This is a genomic window from Pseudomonas sp. TE9122 (assembly GCF_056278925.1).
In genome coordinates this window covers 3,869,241-3,887,318 of sequence record NZ_JBWBQI010000001.1, presented here as the reverse complement: position 1 = coordinate 3,887,318, position 18,078 = coordinate 3,869,241, and the positions used below count along the sequence as shown (strand labels likewise).

At 61.4% G+C, this 18,078-nt stretch carries 10 protein-coding genes; 9 read left to right on the top strand and 1 reads right to left on the bottom strand.

Translation table 11 applies throughout. The features are described 5' to 3' along the window. Positions 1 to 5 precede the first annotated feature (5 nt). Together ACZ9BE_RS17475 and argR are read left to right on the top strand one after the other, a co-directional pair. Positions 6 to 770 carry an ABC transporter ATP-binding protein gene (locus ACZ9BE_RS17475; protein ID WP_007912705.1) on the top strand — a complete coding sequence of 255 codons (765 nt, stop codon included), beginning with the start codon at positions 6 to 8 and terminating at the stop codon, positions 768 to 770. 249 nt (positions 771 to 1,019) lie between these two features. Further along, a complete protein-coding gene (gene argR, locus ACZ9BE_RS17470; RefSeq protein WP_041479242.1) occupies positions 1,020 to 2,000 on the top strand; it encodes a transcriptional regulator ArgR in 981 nt (326 codons plus the stop codon). A 14-nt stretch (positions 2,001 to 2,014) separates the two neighbouring features. On the opposite strand, the gene ACZ9BE_RS17465 is transcribed toward argR, so the two are convergent. After that, positions 2,015 to 9,778: a dermonecrotic toxin domain-containing protein gene (locus tag ACZ9BE_RS17465; protein WP_476249739.1), complete on the bottom strand. Its 7,764-nt coding sequence runs from the start codon at positions 9,776 to 9,778 to the stop codon at positions 2,015 to 2,017. A gap of 304 nt (positions 9,779 to 10,082) precedes the next feature. Between ACZ9BE_RS17465 and ACZ9BE_RS17460 the strand changes: the two genes are divergently transcribed. From ACZ9BE_RS17460 to astE, 7 genes are all read left to right on the top strand, one after another. Further along, a complete protein-coding gene (locus tag ACZ9BE_RS17460; RefSeq protein ID WP_016773586.1) occupies positions 10,083 to 11,303 on the top strand; it encodes an aspartate aminotransferase family protein in 1,221 nt (406 codons plus the stop codon). Between the two features lie 246 nt (positions 11,304 to 11,549). After that, on the top strand, positions 11,550 to 12,569 hold the full coding sequence (gene aruF / locus ACZ9BE_RS17455; protein ID WP_024014015.1) for an arginine/ornithine succinyltransferase subunit alpha: 1,020 nt from the start codon (positions 11,550 to 11,552) through the stop codon (positions 12,567 to 12,569). Positions 12,570 to 12,620: 51 nt separating this feature from the next. Continuing rightward, positions 12,621 to 13,646, top strand: a complete 1,026-nt coding sequence (gene astA / locus ACZ9BE_RS17450; protein WP_024014014.1) for an arginine N-succinyltransferase — start codon at positions 12,621 to 12,623, stop codon at positions 13,644 to 13,646. Then, positions 13,643 to 15,112 (top strand): succinylglutamate-semialdehyde dehydrogenase, encoded by a 1,470-nt coding sequence (astD, locus tag ACZ9BE_RS17445; RefSeq protein WP_252869566.1) that lies wholly within the window; start codon positions 13,643 to 13,645, stop codon positions 15,110 to 15,112. Before astA ends, astD begins: the two co-directional genes overlap by 4 nt. Before the next feature lie 163 nt (positions 15,113 to 15,275). After that, positions 15,276 to 16,622, top strand: coding sequence for an N-succinylarginine dihydrolase (gene astB / locus ACZ9BE_RS17440; protein ID WP_460058856.1), 1,347 nt, complete (start codon positions 15,276 to 15,278; stop codon positions 16,620 to 16,622). A 57-nt stretch (positions 16,623 to 16,679) separates the two neighbouring features. Further along, positions 16,680 to 16,970, top strand: coding sequence for a hypothetical protein (locus ACZ9BE_RS17435; protein WP_016773591.1), 291 nt, complete (start codon positions 16,680 to 16,682; stop codon positions 16,968 to 16,970). A 12-nt stretch (positions 16,971 to 16,982) separates the two neighbouring features. Next, positions 16,983 to 17,990, top strand: coding sequence for a succinylglutamate desuccinylase (gene astE / locus ACZ9BE_RS17430; protein ID WP_476249738.1), 1,008 nt, complete (start codon positions 16,983 to 16,985; stop codon positions 17,988 to 17,990). Positions 17,991 to 18,078: the final 88 nt, after the last annotated feature.

The following is an 18,078-nucleotide window of genomic DNA, read 5'->3' as shown; positions in this document are numbered from 1 at the left end:
ACCGCATGTACAAACTTGAAGTCCAAGACCTGCATAAACGCTATGGCAGTCACGAAGTGCTCAAGGGCGTGTCCCTGAAAGCCGCCGCCGGCGATGTGATCAGCATCATCGGCTCCAGTGGCTCCGGCAAAAGTACTTTCCTGCGTTGCATCAACCTGCTCGAGCAGCCGCACGCCGGCAAGATCCTGCTCAACAACGAAGAGCTGAAACTGGTGGCGAACAAGGATGGCGCGCTGAAAGCCGCTGATCCAAAACAGCTGCAACGCATGCGTTCGCGCCTGTCGATGGTGTTCCAGCATTTCAATCTGTGGTCGCACATGACCGCGATTGAAAACATCATGGAGGCACCGGTGCACGTGCTCGGCGTACCCAAGTACGAAGCGCGCGAAAAAGCCGAGTACTACCTGAACAAGGTTGGCGTGGCCCATCGCAAAGACGCGTTCCCGGGGCACATGTCCGGCGGCGAACAGCAGCGTGTGGCTATTGCCCGTGCGTTGGCGATGGAGCCGGAGGTGATGCTGTTCGACGAACCGACCTCGGCCCTTGACCCGGAACTGGTCGGCGACGTGCTGAAAGTCATGCAGGCGCTGGCGCAGGAAGGCCGCACCATGGTCGTGGTGACCCACGAAATGGGCTTCGCCCGTGAAGTGTCGAACCAGCTGGTGTTCCTGCACAAAGGCGTCGTCGAAGAAAGCGGCAACCCGCGCGAAGTGCTGGTCAACCCGCAGTCGGAGCGCTTGCAGCAGTTTCTGTCGGGCAGCCTGAAATAAATCAGGGCTGCCGTTGCGCACCAGATTAGGTCATGCTTCGCGATCTTCTGGCTGGCTCAGATCCCTGTGGGAGCGAGCCTGCTCGCGAAAGCGGTACAACAGCCAGCAATTATGTTGACTGGTACACCGCCTTCGCGAGCAGGCTCGCTCCCACATTCTGATCTTCACCGGTTTCAGGATTTGTGTTCATTTCCGGGCTAGCATTGGCCCATGCCTTCATCACCGTTGTTCGTTTCGGATTGCCCGCCCATGACTGCCCATCGAATTGGTTTCCTGATTTGGCCCAGCACTAAAGCGTTGACGCTGGCGCTGGCGGAGGAGGCCTTGCGTGTTGCGCAGCGGGTGCACCCGGACGTGGTTTACGAACTGTCGTTCTTGCAGGCCGAGCCGCAGACCGAAGGGGCCTGGCAATTGCCCGGCGAACCCTGGGCCGGCAAGCTCGAGAATTTCCAGAAACTGTTCCTGCTCGCCGACGAGCCGCCGACCACCCTGGCGCCGGCGCTGAGCAGTGCGCTCAAGCAACTGGTGCGTGCCGGTTGCGTGATCGGTGGTCTGTCGGCCGGTGTCTATCCGCTGGCCCAGCTCGGTTTGCTCGACGGTTATCGCGCCGCCGTGCACTGGCGCTGGCAGGACGATTTCGCTGAGCGCTTCCCGAAAGTCATCGCCACCAGTCATCTGTTCGACTGGGATCGCGATCGTCTGACCGCCTGCGGTGGCATGTCGGTGCTCGACCTGCTGCTGGCGGTGCTGGCCCGCGATCACGGCGCGGAACTGGCCGGTGCGGTGTCGGAAGAACTGGTGGTCGAGCGCATCCGCGAGGGCGGTGAGCGTCAGCGCATCCCGTTGCAGAATCGCCTCGGCTCCAGCCATCCGAAGCTCACCCAAGCGGTGTTGCTGATGGAAGCCAACATCGAAGAGCCGCTGACCACCGACGAAATCGCCCAGCATGTGTGCGTGTCCCGTCGGCAGCTGGAACGGATCTTCAAGCAATACCTCAACCGCGTGCCGAGCCAGTACTACCTGGAATTGCGCCTGAACAAGGCCCGGCAGATGTTGATGCAGACCAGCAAGTCGATCATCCAGATCGGCCTCTCGTGCGGCTTCTCCTCAGGGCCGCATTTCTCCAGCGCCTATCGCAATTTCTTCGGTGCCACGCCGCGCGAAGATCGCAACCAGCGGCGCAGCAGCAGCCCGTTCGAATTGTCGTCAGTGCCGCCGGAGCGTGGCTGAGCGCGGATCGACCCTCAATCGGTTTCCATGCCGCCGGAGAAGTCATGGAAATCCTCAATCGTCTGATACGCGGTGTCGTTGCTCGACTGCTGCTCCAGCAGGCGCAATTGATACGCCGCCTCATACCGCTGCAGGCGCTGCAAACTTTCGGCAGTCAGCGGGTTGTCGCTGAAGTCGTATTCGGTCAGCACGTCGCCGGGCTGTAAAGGAAACTCGCCCGGCAACTCGGTGATCGCGTTTCCGGACAAGTCCGCGTACATCAATCGAGGCAGTTCGAGCAGGCCGTCAGGCACCTTGCTCAAGGCACAGTTGCCCAGACGCACATCGGTCATCTGCGGGAAATGACTCAGATCCGGAGCAAAGTTGAGCGGATTATCGCTCAGGTCCACCGATCTCAGGTTTCTCAGCGTTGCGAATGCTTGCGCGGTCTGCGCAGTCAGCGTGATCTCACAGCCCGGCAGATACAGGCTGCGCAGCCTTTCCATGGCAAAAATCGGGGCGGGAATCTCGCTCAGCGGATAATTGCGGATGTCGATGCCTTTGAGCTTCGGGAATAGCTCCAGCAGACGATCGATCCGAGGCGCAGCGGACGCTGTGGTGGTCAGTTTCAATTGTTCGATGTGGTCGAAACGCGCGGTCAGCGGCGGCAGCTCACCGGTAAACGACAACTCGCAGCTGACCCTTGGCCCTGTCAGGAACGAGGGCGCACGGCGCAGGTCGTCTTCGAGGTTTTGCCTGAAGTGCTGGCGGTTGAGTCTTTCCCTGGCTGCCGCGTCGGTCGCAAGCGGCATCTGCGTGTCAGTATCGTGGGGAGTCTCGTTGGCCCAGCTATCCAGGCGTTCGAGCAGGCTGGTGAGCTCGGTTTTGCGGCGCATCAGCTCAACACGTCCATCGGCCAGCGTGCCCGCAAGCTTGTAGACCAGATCGTTGGCATCGAAGCCGAACAGCGATGGATAAAGGCTTTGCGCCAGATCGATGTCTTGCTGTTGGACCCAGACACCGAAGTTGTCAGCCTTGGCCTGAAATGCGGCCTTGATCCGTTCTCTGGAAGCAACCGACAACGGGTTGCCGCCCAATTCAATACCGCGATCGGAATACTGCGTCAGTTGCGCCGGCAATTCGCTGATGTTGTTGTCGCTCAGCAACGCGACTTCCAGGTGCGGCAGCTGTTCCAGCCCGGCGGGAACACTATCGATGCCGGTGTTGATCAGGTCGATGAACGTCAGGTTCTGCAGGGTCGATAGATCGGGCGTCACCTGCAGAGGGTTGCTATACAAGTCCAGAGATTTCAATCGGGTCATCGTGGACAGGATCGCTTGTCCGGGAGGATCCAGAGTGATCTGGCACTTGCTCAGCATCAACCTCTCAAGCAACGGCAGGCTTTGCAGCGTTTGAGGCATCCGGCCGAGGGCGAAGCCCTGTAGTTCCAGGCCCCGCAGGCCGCTGAAGCTTCGGAAAAACCCATCTGGAATGTTCAGCCCCGGATTGCCCTGAAGGTTGAGATGCGTGATGTGGCTGAAGTCAGCGGTCAGTTCCGGCAATTCGCCGGTGAATGTCGCATCGGCTTCGAAAGTATTGAACCGCAGGGCTGAGTTTTCGTTTTGCCGGCCGCGCCAGAGTTTCTCAAGGTCGCTGCTGAATCTTTGTCTGGCGGCGAGTTCTGCAAATCTTTCCGGCGCAGTCCAGGGCAGCTCTGTCGAAGGGTTGTTGACCGGCAGGCGCGCGCTCCATGTGTTGAGATCACTGGTCATGCGGGCGATTTCCGCCTCCCATCTGATCAGTTGCGCCGTGCCGGTCTGTAATGTCCCGGGCAGGCGATAAATCATGTTGATCGCAGCGTTTTCGCCCAGTCGCGGGAACAGTCTCTGCGCCATGGCAATGTCAGCCGATGCCGGCTTGATCCGGAAGTTGCGCCCTTGTGCGGCGTAGTAGCGCTTGACGCGCTCGCGGGCATTCATGGACAGAGGATTGTCGTTCAGATAGACGCTGTCGGCCCGCTCGGGATGCAAACTGAAAACAGCGTCGGGCAGCACGGTTATCTGGTTGTTATTGAGATGGAGCTCTCGCAGCAGCGGATGCTCGGCGATGCCCTTCGGCACGCTCGTCAGTTCGCTATGGCCGAGCGAGAAGTTCGTCACCTTGGGCAGGATTGTCAGGTCTGGCGCGTTTGTCAGTGGGTTATGGCTCAGATCGAGCAACCGCAACTCGGGCAGCGCGCCAAGTACCTGCTGCCCGGCAGGGGTAAGCGTCAGCGCGCAGTCATTGAGTTTGAGCTCTTTGAGATAGTGCAGACGGCTGACGAATGAAGGGATGTCATAGAGTGTGAAAGCTTTCAGTTCCAGCATCTGAAGATTCGGGAACAAGGCAGCGAACGGCTCCAGTCCCGCGATCGTCACGTTGCCCGCCAGCTTGAGGCTGGTAACGTGATCGAAGTTGACCGTCAGGCGCGGCATTTCGCCGAGGAACTTCAGGTCTGCCGCAAAATAACCAGCGCGCTTGCCGGTACCCATCGATCTTTCGCCCCAGAAATCCTTTATCAATTGCTTGAAGTCCGAGCGTGCGGATCGTTGCGCCAAACGCTCGCTTGCGCTCAAGGCCTGACCGGTAACCGGGTGCGCAGACGGCGTTGCCAAGGCCCAGCGGGTCAGGTCGTCGCGCATCTGTTGCTGTTCTGCTTGCCAGCGAAGCAGCTGTTGGCGACCGTCGGCCAGGTCGCCGGGCAAGTCGTAAATCATCTCGCTGGCCTCTTGCTTGTTCAAACCGGGAAACAACTGCCGGGCGAGGCTCACGTCCGGCTCGGCCGCCAATACGTCGAAGTCGTTGCGACGGAGGCGGTAGTAGTTTTTGATCTGGTCGCGGGTGGCGGCCGATAGCGGGTTGTCGGCAAGGTCAATGCCGTCACTGCGCTCGGCGGGGAGGTCGAACAGCGCCTCGGGCAGTTGCGTGATGCGGTTGCCTGCGAGCACTGCGGTTCGCAACCCCGGATGGCTGGCCAGTCCTTCAGGCACGACGGTCAGCCCGCAGTTGGACAGATCGAGATAGATCAATTCGGGCAACAAATTCAGGTCGGGGAACGTACCCAACGGATTGTCGCTCAGGTCCAGCGAGTCGAGGCTGCCAAGTGACAGCAGCGCAGCCTGATTTTCCGGGGTCATGACCACGCCACAATTTTTCAGCTCCAGATCGCTCAGTTGAGGCAGTTTTGCTTCGCCCAGCGCAAGCGGTCCCAGTTCGAAACCGTTCATTTTCAGCTTGGCAAGGTTGGGGAAGCACTCCACGAAGCGCAGGGCAGCGGTGCTATTGGCGGTGCCGGTGAGGTTCAGCCGCGTCGCGCGCTCGAGACCGGCGCTGAGTATCGGCATATCCCCACTGAACGTCGCCGTTGCCCTGAGTTCTTCAAGGCGCGGGTACAGGGGCGGGCTGCGCCAGAATTGCTCGATCTGTTGCGCAAAGGATCGCCGGGCCTCCAGTTCGCGGGCCTGTGCCTCGAGGGGAAGACGTTCCCCCGACTCAGAGGCGGTCACGGTGGCCTGGTTGATCCATTGACTGAGTTCGAGATTCAGCACGCCGAGTTCATTTTCCCAGCGGGACAACTGTGCGCCGCACTCCGCCAATGGCCCGGGCAATCGGTACAACACCTGTGTTGCGCCTTCCGTGTCGAGGGATGGAAACAAGGCGATGGTGCGTTGCAGATCTTCCTGCACGGGCCGGACGCCGAAGTGCCTTCCGGTGTGCTCGTAGAACACTTTTACCCGCTCGCGAGAAGCCGCCGTCAACGGGTTATCGGCGAAGGTATAACCATCGCTGAGGGAGCTTGCCAGGTTGAAAAAACTGTCCGGTATCCGCGTGATGCGGTTGCGATCGAATTGCGCCGAAATCAGGCGCGGATGATCCAGCAGATCGTCGGGCACCGTGTGAATGCCGGTATCCGACAGGTTCACGTAGCGCAATGAAGGCAGTGTGTGCAGGTCCGGAGGCAGGCCCAGCGCATTGCCTTGCAGATCGAGCAGGGTGAGCTGCGGCATGGCCGCGAGCACTGACTCTGTGACCGTCGTCAGACTGATCCGACAATTGCGTAAGCGCAATTCGCGCAGCGAGCGCATCGAAGTCAGTGCTTGCGGCAGGCTCGATAGATTGAGGTTGCGCGCATCGATATTCTGCAACTGGCTGAAGGACTGCAGAAAGCTGTCGACGGAGGTGGTCATCGGGCTGCCATCAATGGCGAGCGAGGTGATATGGCTGAAGTCTGCTGACAACACGGGCAAGTCGCCCATCACCGCAGGTGTAAGGCGCAAGGCGTATCCGGCGGCAAAGCCTTGGTGATTGATACCCGTGACGTGCTCCCGTCTCCAGGCTTTGAGCAATTGCTCCCTGAGCAGCCTGCGATTCTGGATTTCGGCGCGCTTCTCCAGCGAGGTTAGCGCCGTGCCGGTTTCCGGGTGCACGGCGGGCGGATTGTTGGCCCAGACATGCAGTTCGTTCTGCAATTGCAGGTAGTCATTTTGCAAACGAAGCATTTCGGCGCGCGGGCCTGCGGGACTGCTGCGCATGCTTTCGGCGAGGAAGCGCACTTCATGGTTCGACATGCGTGGATAGAGCACCCGGATGTCTTCTTCGAGGGTGTGCGGCTGGTAAGCGGGGCGTGGCGGACGCGGAGCATGGGCGTAACCGTCGGTACCGAGCAGGCGCAGGGTGTCGACAGCCGGCGCTCGGGACGGCGTATCGGCAATCACCTGACGCCACTCGTTGCGCTCGAGCGTGCGTTCACGAATGGCCGCCTTCAGCGCCTGACCCTGGCCGATCCGCAGGTCCAGGCTCTGGCGCTCGCTGTCGGGCAATGCGTACAACAGGCTGGAATAGAAATCAGCGAACGAATGCAGCTGCTGCCCACGATCGTCATAAGGTTGGTATTGGCCATCGTCGCGGCGAACCAGCACCTTGTATTCGGGCGCATCGTCACGGCCGATCGTGTCCAGTAACCGGCCCTCGTAGCGCCCGTCACGGATTTCGATGCGTACATCGCCGCTCCAGCCCGGCAACAATTTGAGGCTGTGCAGCGCCAGAGAGTCAGAGTCGTGATTGCTCACCGAGGCCAGCTCAAGGCCTTCATACGCGCGGGTAACGCGCACCTCGTCACTGGCCATCTGCATGAGTGCCTGCTGGCGCGGGGGCAATCGTCCTTCGCTGATCTGCAACAGTTCGCTGCCGGTCGCGGTATCGAGCAGTTCGCGGGTAATGCTGGCCGGCAATTGCGGAGGGTGAATCTTGAGTCGTGCAGCCAGCGGGTCGTCGAGGTGCTGGAGGGCTTGATAGCGCGACTCGAACAGCGCGCTGGTGTTGCGTCTGGCGAGGTCGGCCACTTGTTTGCGCAGGTTGTGGCTGCGGACCTCGATGGACGGCGTCGGTCCGGCAAAGGGCTCGTCCAGCAAGGTTTTGATCTGCGTCTCGTCGAGGGTGTAGAGCAGCGCTTTGAGCACGTCACCACCGACCAGTTCGCCTTGGCGCAGTTCGGTCACGGGCAGGCTTGCGTCAGTAGACGACTGCCACAGTTGCTCGCCTTGGCGATCGAGCAGACGCAGGCACTGGTCGCCTGGCCAGCGGCCGTATTCGCTGAGCACCTGCAGCTGCATGACCGGGTCGGCGCGCAAAAAAACTTCAGCGTCAGCGCTGTCGAGCTGGTCGATGAAGCGTTGCAACTGCTGATCAATCTTGAAGCGCTGGATGCTGTCGGCCAGCAGAGGCGGGACCTTTTCCTGCTCGACATGCATTTTGCGCAACGCGTCTTCGCTGGTTCCGCTGATCTGCAGCACGGTTTCGCGCTCGCTCGCGGACAAGCTCTCGACCGCAGGGCCGATACGGCGCAGCGCGGTTGCGCCATCCCATTCCAGCGGTTGCTCGAGTTCAGTGTGCCAGGCGCCTTCGCCATTGTGGTGCAGCACCGGTTGGTAAGCGTCGGGGCGACTCGGATGTTCGATGCGGTACTGCCCCGGCACCTGACTTTCCGTGACCGCAAAGTGCGCGTCCTCCAAGGGCAGCAGAAGCTTGTCCTCATGCGCATGCAAACCCAGGGCATCGGGTTGCGAATCGGCAGTCGGGCGCTGCGGATGTTTGTAGCGTTCGAGATCCGGTTGCCAGTAGCGGATGTCACCATTGGCCAGTTGTACCGGTTTGAAGCGGTCGATGAACGCCACGATTTCCTTGGGCAATACTTTGCGAAACTCGGCCGCGCCAATCGCGCCGCCGACGGCGAACATGCCCAGCTGGATCATCGATTCCACGGTGCCCATCAAGTGTTCGACCGCTTCGGTCGTGCGTCCCTGCGCCCACTCGACAATGCCTTCGAATACTTCATCGAGCATCTGATAGGCCATGTACGCCATCATCGCTTCACCGAGCACCGGCACGAAGGGCGCGACGATCATTGCGGCGGTCTGGGCGATGGAAGAGAGGATGTTGACCAGCGAATCCCAGAACGCCCAGCGCGCCCTTTGATCAACCAGGGCAGTCGGTACGGCAATGGTTCGGGCGTCATTGAAAATCTTGTTCAGTTTTGCCTGGTACAGGTGTTGCCACACATCGTCGTAAAACGGCGTCAGCGCAGTCTGCAGGTCGGGCCGCTCCACTGCGGCTTCGCGCCACGCCGGCCGAGGGTCGCCGGGTTCGTGCGGGTGCCAGCGGATTTCACTCAGCCGGCTGTTGAGGGTGCTGAAGAAAAAGCCGCGCTGGTCGTGATTGACGAAGCGGCTGAAGAACTGCTGATAGTCCCTGGAGCGCAACTGGCGCGTCAGTTCCACGACCATTTCCAATGGCGAGGCGTACTCCTTGAACGGATGTTCGGGGTCATCCGGGACGTAGGCGACGACGCGCGCTGCATTGCGTGTCATGTACAGGTCCGGGGCGAATACCACGATGCCGGTGAGCGGTGCGCAAAGCATCGTCATGTCATGACACAGCAGCGGGGCGCCGTGCACATGCAGGCCTTTCACACCGTCGAGCATGGCCTCGATCAGGCGCACCGCGTTTTCCGACACGTCGCGGTTCATCCGCGCCCATTGCAGGGCCGATTTCATCGCGGCCTTCTGGCTGGCGTCGATCTTGCCGCGCAAGACCGACGCGACCATCGGATCGGAGTAGCCCAGATTGTCTTCCAGACTGGCTTTGTATTTCGCGCCGATATCCAGTCGACGGCACAGTTTTGTGAAAGCGGGAATGCTCAGTTTCGCCTTGATCTCGGGCAGGGTTTCAAACTGTCCTGTAGCCGAAGGGGCGCTAGTGAATGTCGACTCGGCTTCGAAGGCGTCGTCTTCGGTTTCCCTTTCTTCGAAGTTATGCAGTGCCGCCTCAAGCAGTGACACGGACCAGGCGCGGGCGCCGGTGCGGATCGGAAACCATGGGGTGGTGGCAGGAATGTACAGGCGCACGTAGGTGTTTCTGACATCCAGTTCCAGATCGAAGTAGCTTTTCAGTTCGGCCTTGAGCAGGGGCTCGGCGAAGGCCGCGGCGTCCTGCAAGTGCTCAAGGCTCTTGTCGACCCGGCTCTGCGCGTTGATATGCGCCGCCCCAAGGCTTTTCATCAGCGCATGCTGTTCGGCTGGCGCGACCTGGAGCGCGGCCGGCTGTTGCGGGACGCTGGTCTTCAGCGCTTCGCGCCGCGTGGCTGAGGTGTCGCCCAGCCAGGCCGGAATCGCGTTTTTCAGTGGTTGGTAATGCTCGTCCGCATGTTGCGCGTCATGTGCGGCATCCGGGGTTGCCGATGGGGGTGCTTCAGACAAATGCATGGCCATTCCTTGGCGTTGGGAAGAACCCTCAGCAAATCAGCGGCAAGCGACCACCGTGCGGTAGATATTTATGTCTCTGCCGTGGGGGCTGACTTGGTATCCTGCGCGGCCTGCCGCAAATCGGCCGCGCCCGGTAAACTGCGCCTTTGCGACGCTATATGTCGCATTGCCGTAAACCCGGGAAAATCCGGGGTTTGCGCTATAAGAAGTTGTCGCTTGGCGACAAGGCCGGGCACCCAACTGTCCTTACAATCCCCTCATCGCTCGCCAGTTCCAGGCGGGTGTTCCTCTTCAGGAGACTCCGATGTCCGTTGAGCACGCTGCGGTACAACGCGCCGATTTCGACCAGGTAATGGTTCCCAACTACGCGCCTGCCGCTTTCATTCCGGTGCGTGGCGCCGGTTCCCGGGTCTGGGATCAGGCCGGCCGTGAGCTGATCGACTTCGCCGGCGGGATTGCCGTCAACGTTTTGGGCCACGCGCATCCGGCGCTGGTCGGCGCGTTGACCGAACAGGCGAACAAGCTGTGGCACGTGTCCAACGTGTTCACCAACGAACCGGCCCTGCGTCTGGCGCACAAGCTGATCGACGCCACGTTTGCCGAGCGCGTGTTCTTCTGCAACTCCGGCGCCGAAGCCAACGAGGCCGCGTTCAAGCTGGCCCGTCGCGTCGCATTCGACCGTTTCGGCACCGAGAAATACGAAATCATCGCCGCGCTGAACAGCTTCCACGGCCGTACCCTGTTCACCGTCAACGTCGGTGGCCAGTCGAAGTACTCCGACGGTTTCGGCCCGAAAATCACCGGTATCACCCACGTTCCCTACAACGATCTGGCCGCGCTGAAAGCCGCGGTGTCCGAGAAGACCTGCGCGGTCGTGCTGGAACCGATCCAGGGCGAGGGCGGCGTACTGCCGGCCGAACTGGCTTACCTGCAAGGCGCCCGCGAACTGTGCGACGCGAACAACGCGCTGCTGGTGTTCGACGAAGTGCAGACCGGCATGGGCCGCAGCGGCAAGCTGTTTGCCTACCAGCATTACGGCGTGACCCCGGACATCCTCACCAGCGCCAAGAGCCTGGGCGGCGGTTTCCCGATCGCGGCAATGATGACCACCGAAGCGCTGGCCAAACATCTGGTCGTCGGCACCCACGGCACCACTTACGGCGGCAACCCGCTGGCCTGCGCCGTCGCCGAAGCGGTGATCGACGTGGTCAACACCCCTGAGGTGCTGAACGGCGTGAACGCCAAGCACGACAAGTTCAAGACCCGCCTGCAACAGATCGGCGAGAAATACGGCCTGTTCACTCAGGTGCGTGGTCTCGGTCTGCTGATCGGTTGCGTGCTGAGCGAAGCGTGGAAAGGCAAGGCCAAGGACATCTTCAACGCCGCCGAGCAGGAAGGCCTGATGATTCTCCAGGCTGGCCCGGACGTGATCCGCTTCGCCCCGAGCCTGGTGGTGGAAGATGCCGATATCGACGCCGGTCTCGACCGCTTCGAACGTGCTGCGGCGAAGTTGACGCAAGCCTGATGGACCTTTCGGCGCCTGGAGTTTTTCCGGCGCCGAACCAATTTTTGATACCGGGCACATCCACCTGTTGGATTGAACCTGTGGTGAGGGGATTTATCCCCGATGGGCTGCGCAGCGGCCCCAGATTTTTGGGGGTGCTTCGCCCCCCAGCGGGGATAAATCCCCTCGCCACAAGTCCCATTCCTGCATCGATCTTTATGTGGGCCCGGTTTTTTCTGTGAATATTGAAGAGAAAGGAGTGACACCATGCTGGTGATGCGCCCCGCGCAAATGGCTGATCTGGGCGAGGTACAGCGTCTGGCTGCGGACAGCCCGATTGGTGTCACTTCCTTGCCGGATGACGTGGAACGTCTGAGCGACAAGATCGCCGCGAGCGAAGCTTCGTTTGCCGCCGAAGTGAGCTTCAACGGTGAAGAGAGCTACTTCTTCGTCCTCGAAGACTCGAGCACCGGCAAACTGGTCGGCTGCTCGGCCATCGTCGCTTCCGCCGGTTATTCGGAGCCGTTCTACAGCTTCCGCAACGAGACCTTCGTCCACGCCTCCCGCGAGCTGAAGATTCACAACAAGATCCACGTGCTCTCGCAGTGCCACGACCTGACCGGCAACAGCCTGCTGACCAGTTTCTATGTGCAGCGCGAGCTGGTCGGATCGCCGTGGGCCGAGCTCAATTCCCGTGGCCGTCTGCTGTTCGTCGCCAGCCACCCAGAGCGTTTTGCCGATTCGGTGGTGACCGAGATCGTCGGTTACAGCGACGAGAATGGCGACTCGCCGTTCTGGGATGCGATCGGGCGTAACTTTTTCGACCTCAACTACGCCGAGGCCGAGCGCCTGTGCGGGCTGAAAAGCCGCACCTTCCTCGCCGAGCTGATGCCGCATTACCCGATCTACGTGCCGCTGCTGCCGGATTCCGCCCAAGAGGCGATGGGCCAGGTGCACCCGCGTGCGCAGATCACTTTCGACATCCTGATGCGCGAAGGCTTCGAAACCGATCACTACATCGACATCTTCGACGGCGGCCCGACCCTGCATGCACGGGTTTCCGGGATCCGTTCGATCGCCCAGAGCCGCGTAGTGCCGGTGAAGATCGGCGAGCCGGTCAAAGGTGCCGGGCGTCAATACCTGGTAGCCAATGCGCAGTTGCAGGATTACCGCGCGGTGTTGCTCGAGCTGGATTACGCGCCGGGCAAACCGGTGACGCTGGATATGGAAGCGGCCGAAGCCCTGGGCGTCGGTGAAGGTGCCAGCGTGCGCCTGGTGGCGGTTTAACGCCTTAGCGAGTTTCACGGGTGGCGCGAGCGGCCCGTTTGAGGAGATAGCATGATTGTTCGTCCCGTACGCAGCAGCGATTTATCCGCGCTGATCGACCTGGCCCGCAGCACCGGCACCGGCCTGACCACATTGCCGGCCAACGAAGAGCGCTTGACCCACCGGGTCGGCTGGGCCGAGAAGACCTTTCGCGGCGAAGCCGGGCGTGGCGATGCGGACTATCTGTTCGTGCTCGAAGACGATGACGGCCGCGTGGTGGGGATTTCCGCCATCGCCGGCGCGGTTGGTCTGCGCGAGCCCTGGTACAACTTCCGCGTCGGACTGACGGTCAGCGCTTCGCAAGAGCTGAACATCTACCGCGAAATCCCGACGCTGTTTCTGGCCAACGACCTGACCGGCAATTCCGAGCTGTGCTCGCTGTTCCTGCACGCCGATTATCGCAACGGCTTGAACGGCCGGATGCTATCCAAGGCGCGCATGCTGTTCATCGCTGAGTTCCCGGAGCTGTTCGGTAACAAGATCATCGCCGAAATGCGTGGCGTGTCCGATGACGCCGGGCGCTCGCCGTTCTGGGAAAGCCTCGGCCGGCACTTCTTCAAGATGGAATTCAGCCAGGCCGATTACCTGACCGGCGTCGGCAACAAGGCGTTCATCGCCGAACTGATGCCGAAATTCCCGCTGTACACCTGCTTCCTTTCGCCGGACGCGCGCAACGTCATCGGCCAGGTGCACCCGGACACCGAGCCGGCGCTGGCCATGCTCAAGAGCGAAGGCTTCAGCTACCAGGGTTACGTCGACATCTTCGACGCCGGCCCGGCCATCGAATGCGAAACCAGCAAGATCCGCGCGGTGCGTGACAGCGAAGCGCTGGTGCTGGCCGTCGGCACGCCGGGCGATGACGCCACGCCGTTCATCATCCACAACCGCAAGCGCGAGGATTGCCGCATCACGGCTGCCCCAGCGCGACTGGCTGCGGGCACCCTGGTGGTCGATCCGCAGACCGCGAAACGTCTTCAACTCAGCGCCGGCGATCAGGTTCGCGCCGTGGCGCTGTCCGCTGCACGGGAGTCGAAATAATGAATTCGCTATACATCGCAGGTGAGTGGCTGGCCGGTCAGGGCGAGGCCTTTCAATCTTTGAACCCGGTGACCCAGCAAGTGCTGTGGGCGGGCGAGGGCGCCACTGTCGCGCAGGTCGAATCGGCGGTGCAGGCCGCTCGTCAGGCCTTTCCCGGCTGGGCGCGCCGTACGCTCGAAGAGCGCATCAGCGTCCTCGAAGCTTTCGCCGCGTCGTTGAAAAACCACGCTGACGAACTGGCTCGCACCATCGGCGAAGAAACCGGCAAACCGCTGTGGGAAGCTGCGACCGAAGTCACCAGCATGGTCAACAAGATCGCGATTTCGGTGCAGAGCTACCGCGAGCGCACCGGGGAAAAGAGCGGCCCGCTGGGCGACGCCACCGCCGTATTGCGCCACAAGCCGCACGGCGTGGTCGCGGTGTTCGGCCCTTACAACTTCCCCGGTCACCTGCCTAACGGTCATATCGTCCCGGCGCTGCTGGCCGGTAACAGCGTGCTGTTCAAGCCCAGCGAACTGACACCGAAAGTCGCCGAGCTGACGGTCAAGTGCTGGATCGAAGCCGGCCTGCCGGCAGGCGTGTTGAACCTGCTGCAGGGCGCGCGGGAAACCGGTATCGCGCTGGCGGCGAATCCGGGCATCGACGGTCTGTTCTTCACCGGTTCGAGCCGCACCGGCAATCACCTGCACCAGCAATTCGCCGGGCGTCCGGACAAGATCCTCGCCCTGGAGATGGGCGGCAACAACCCGCTGGTGGTCGATCAGGTCGCTGATCTGGACGCGGCGGTGTACACCATCATTCAGTCGGCATTCATTTCCGCCGGCCAGCGCTGCACTTGCGCCCGGCGTCTGCTGGTGCCGCAAGGCGCGTGGGGCGACAGCCTGCTCAAGCGTCTGGTTGAAGTCAGTTCGACCATTGAAGTCGGTGCCTTCGATCAGCAACCGGCGCCGTTCATGGGCTCGGTGATTTCCCTCGGCGCGGCGAAAGCGCTGATGGATGCGCAAGAGCAATTGCTGGCCAACGGCGCGGTGGCGCTGCTGGAAATGACTCAGCCACAGGCGCAGTCGGCTTTGCTGACCCCGGGCATTGTCGATGTAACGGCCGTGGCTGAGCGTCCGGACGAAGAACTGTTCGGGCCGCTGCTGCAAGTGATCCGCTATGCCGATTTCGGTGCGGCGATCAGTGAAGCCAACAACACCGCTTATGGGCTGGCCGCGGGTTTGCTCTCCGATTCCGAAGCGCGTTACCAGCAGTTCTGGCTGGAAAGCCGCGCCGGCATCGTCAACTGGAACAAACAGCTGACGGGTGCCGCGAGCAGCGCGCCATTCGGCGGTGTCGGCGCCTCGGGCAACCACCGCGCCAGCGCCTATTACGCAGCGGATTACTGCGCATACCCGGTGGCGTCGCTGGAAACCCCGAGCCTGGTGTTGCCTGCCTCGCTGACACCCGGCGTGAAAATGGCGTAGCGCCCATTCGCGAGCAGGCTCGCTCCCACAGGTTCAGTGGTGTTCACACATTTTGTGTCCAACCTAAATCCTGTGGGAGCGAGCCTGCTCGCGAAGGCCGCGCCTCGGTCGCAAAGAATAGTTACTGAAGCCTATAACAACAGATTCTCGTGGAGCCTCGCTGATGAAATCCTATGAAGTCAATTTTGACGGTCTAGTGGGGCCGACCCATAACTACGGTGGTCTGTCCTACGGCAACGTCGCCTCGCAGAGCAACAGTCAGCAATCCTCGAACCCGAAGGAAGCGGCGCTGCAAGGTCTGGCGAAGATGAAAGCGCTGATGGACATGGGCTTTCAGCAAGGCGTGCTGGCTCCGCAGGAACGTCCCGACGTGGCGGCGCTGCGTCGTCTGGGCTTCAGCGGCACTGACGCGCAAGTGATCGAGCGCGCCGCCAAAGAAGCGATGCCGCTGCTGGTCGCCAGTTGCTCGGCGTCGAGCATGTGGGTGGCCAACGCAGCCACGGTCAGCCCGAGCGCCGACACCGCTGACGGTCGCGTGCACTTCACCGCCGCCAACCTCAATTGCAAATATCACCGCAGCATCGAACACCCGACCACCAGCCGCGTGCTCGGGGCGATGTTCGCCAATCAACAGCACTTCGCCCATCACGGCGCATTGCCGGCAGTGGCGCAGTTCGGCGACGAAGGCGCGGCCAACCACACGCGTTTCTGCCGTGAGTACGGCGAGGCGGGCGTCGAGTTTTTCGTGTTCGGCCGCAGTGCGTTCGACAACCGTTTCCCGGCGCCGCAGAAATACCCTGCACGGCAGACCCTCGAAGCCTCGCAAGCCGTCGCGCGTCTGCACGGTCTGCGTGACGAAGGCGTGGTCTACGCGCAGCAGAATCCCAACGTCATCGATCAGGGCGTGTTCCACAACGACGTGATCGCCGTGGGCAATGGTGAAGTGCTGTTCTATCACGAGGACGCGTTCCTCGAGACCGACAAGATGCTCGCCGAACTGCAAGGCAAACTGGCCAAGGTCGGCGGTAACTTCCAGTCCGTTTGCGTGCCGCGTTCGGCAGTCACCGTGGATGACGCGGTGCGTTCCTACCTGTTCAACAGCCAGTTGCTCTCGCGTCCTGACGGTTCGATGCTGCTGATCGTGCCGCAGGAATGCCAGGCCAATGAACGCGTCTGGGCTTATCTGCAGAGCCTGACCAGCTCCGGTGGGCTGATCCGCGAAGTGAAGGTCTTCGATCTCAAGCAAAGCATGCAGAACGGCGGTGGCCCAGCGTGCCTGCGTCTGCGCGTGGCGCTGAATGAAACCGAACTGGCGGCGGTCAACCCAGGCGTTATCATGACGGCCCCGTTGTACGGTTCGTTGACCGCATGGGTTGAAAAGCACTACCGCGACCGCCTGAGCGAAACCGATCTGGCGGACCCGCAATTGTTGCTTGAATGCCGGACGGCACTGGATGAACTGACGCAAATCCTTAAACTGGGCGCGGTTTATCCCTTCCAGATCAATTGATCGCCAGCGCGCTGCCTGAACGTGGCGCGCGGCGTGTCACCCCAAGAGAGTAAAAACATGAGCGATTCCCTGCAGCTGATCCTTGAAGACACCGACGGCACGCAATTGCAAACCTCGTGCACCCGCGTTGCGGTCATGTGGCAAGGCAAAGAGCTGTGGATCCAGCAGGACGGCCGTGGCCAGCTGCTGATCGGCGTGGACGTCGAGGAAGGTGACGAAGAGTACGCCAACCTGCTGCTGCGCCCATTGGCGACTAATCTGGTAAGTCTGCAACTGGAAATGGAACCGGCTGACCTCGGCGCTGACGAGGATCACGTACACGGCCCGGATTGCAACCACGACCACTAAGGAAACCGCTCTATGCTCGCCCTCGGCAAACTGCTTGAACTGACCCTCGCCGGCCGCGAACCGGCGGAGAAGACTCAACTGACTGTCGAAGGCGTGCGCATGCGCTGGTTGAGCGAAGGGGCGCTGGAAGTGCGGCCCCCGGAAGCGCGCGACAATGGCCTGGACTTGCTGCTGTCGGCAGGCATCCATGGCAACGAAACGGCACCGATCGAGTTGCTTGATCGGCTGCTGCACGACATCGCGCGCGGCGATCTCAAGCCGCGCGCACGCATTCTGTTCCTGTTCGGCAACCCGGAAGCGATTCGCAAGGGTGAGCGTTTCGTCGAGCAGGACGTCAATCGACTGTTCAACGGTCGCCACGAACAAAGCAGCGGCTCGGAAGCGTTGCGCGCCTGTGAGCTGGAACGGCTGGCGGCGAGTTTCTTCAGCAAACCCGAGCGCGAGCGTCTGCACTACGACCTGCACACGGCGATTCGCGGTTCGAAGATCGAACAGTTCGCCTTGTACCCGTGGAAGGAAGGGCGCCAGCATTCCCGTCGCGAACTGGCGCGCCTGCGCTCGGCCGGCATGGAGGCGGTACTGCTGCAGAACAAACCGTCGATCGTGTTCAGTTCGTACACCTACGACAAACTCGACGCCGAGGCTTTTACTCTGGAACTGGGCAAGGCGCGGCCGTTCGGGCAGAACGACGGCGTTAACGTTTCGCTGCTGGAAACCCGCCTGAAGCAGATCATCGAAGGCGCTGAGCCGGAGACAGAAGAAGGGCTGGATGGCTTGCAGCTGTTCAGCGTGGCGCGGGAAATCATCAAGCACAGCGATGCGTTCCGCCTGAATCTGCCGGCGGATATCGAGAACTTTTCCGAGCTGGAGCCGGGTTATGTGTTGGCCGAGGATCTGGCCAATACCCGCTGGGTGATCGAAGAGCAGGGCGCGCGGATCATCTTCCCCAACCCCAAGGTCAAGAACGGCCTGCGCGCCGGCATCCTGATCGTCCCGAGCACCGACGAAAACCTCGCCTGACGTTCCGATTAACGCGAAGCACTGTGGGAGCGAGCCTGCTCGCGAATGCTGACTGTCTGCCAACTTCTTTGGTGGCTGACACGGCGCC

Bases quoted from the DNA above. Each gene is read 5' to 3' on its own strand.
- ACZ9BE_RS17475 (WP_007912705.1), top strand. From the start codon at position 6: ATGTACAAACTTGAAGTCCAAGACCTGCATAAACGCTATGGCAGTCAC.
- argR (WP_041479242.1), top strand. From the start codon at position 1,020: ATGACTGCCCATCGAATTGGTTTCCTGATTTGGCCCAGCACTAAAGCG.
- ACZ9BE_RS17465 (WP_476249739.1), bottom strand. From the start codon at position 9,778: ATGCATTTGTCTGAAGCACCCCCATCGGCAACCCCGGATGCCGCACAT.
- ACZ9BE_RS17460 (WP_016773586.1), top strand. From the start codon at position 10,083: ATGTCCGTTGAGCACGCTGCGGTACAACGCGCCGATTTCGACCAGGTA.
- aruF (WP_024014015.1), top strand. From the start codon at position 11,550: ATGCTGGTGATGCGCCCCGCGCAAATGGCTGATCTGGGCGAGGTACAG.
- astA (WP_024014014.1), top strand. From the start codon at position 12,621: ATGATTGTTCGTCCCGTACGCAGCAGCGATTTATCCGCGCTGATCGAC.
- astB (WP_460058856.1), top strand. From the start codon at position 15,276: ATGAAATCCTATGAAGTCAATTTTGACGGTCTAGTGGGGCCGACCCAT.
- ACZ9BE_RS17435 (WP_016773591.1), top strand. From the start codon at position 16,680: ATGAGCGATTCCCTGCAGCTGATCCTTGAAGACACCGACGGCACGCAA.
- astE (WP_476249738.1), top strand. From the start codon at position 16,983: ATGCTCGCCCTCGGCAAACTGCTTGAACTGACCCTCGCCGGCCGCGAA.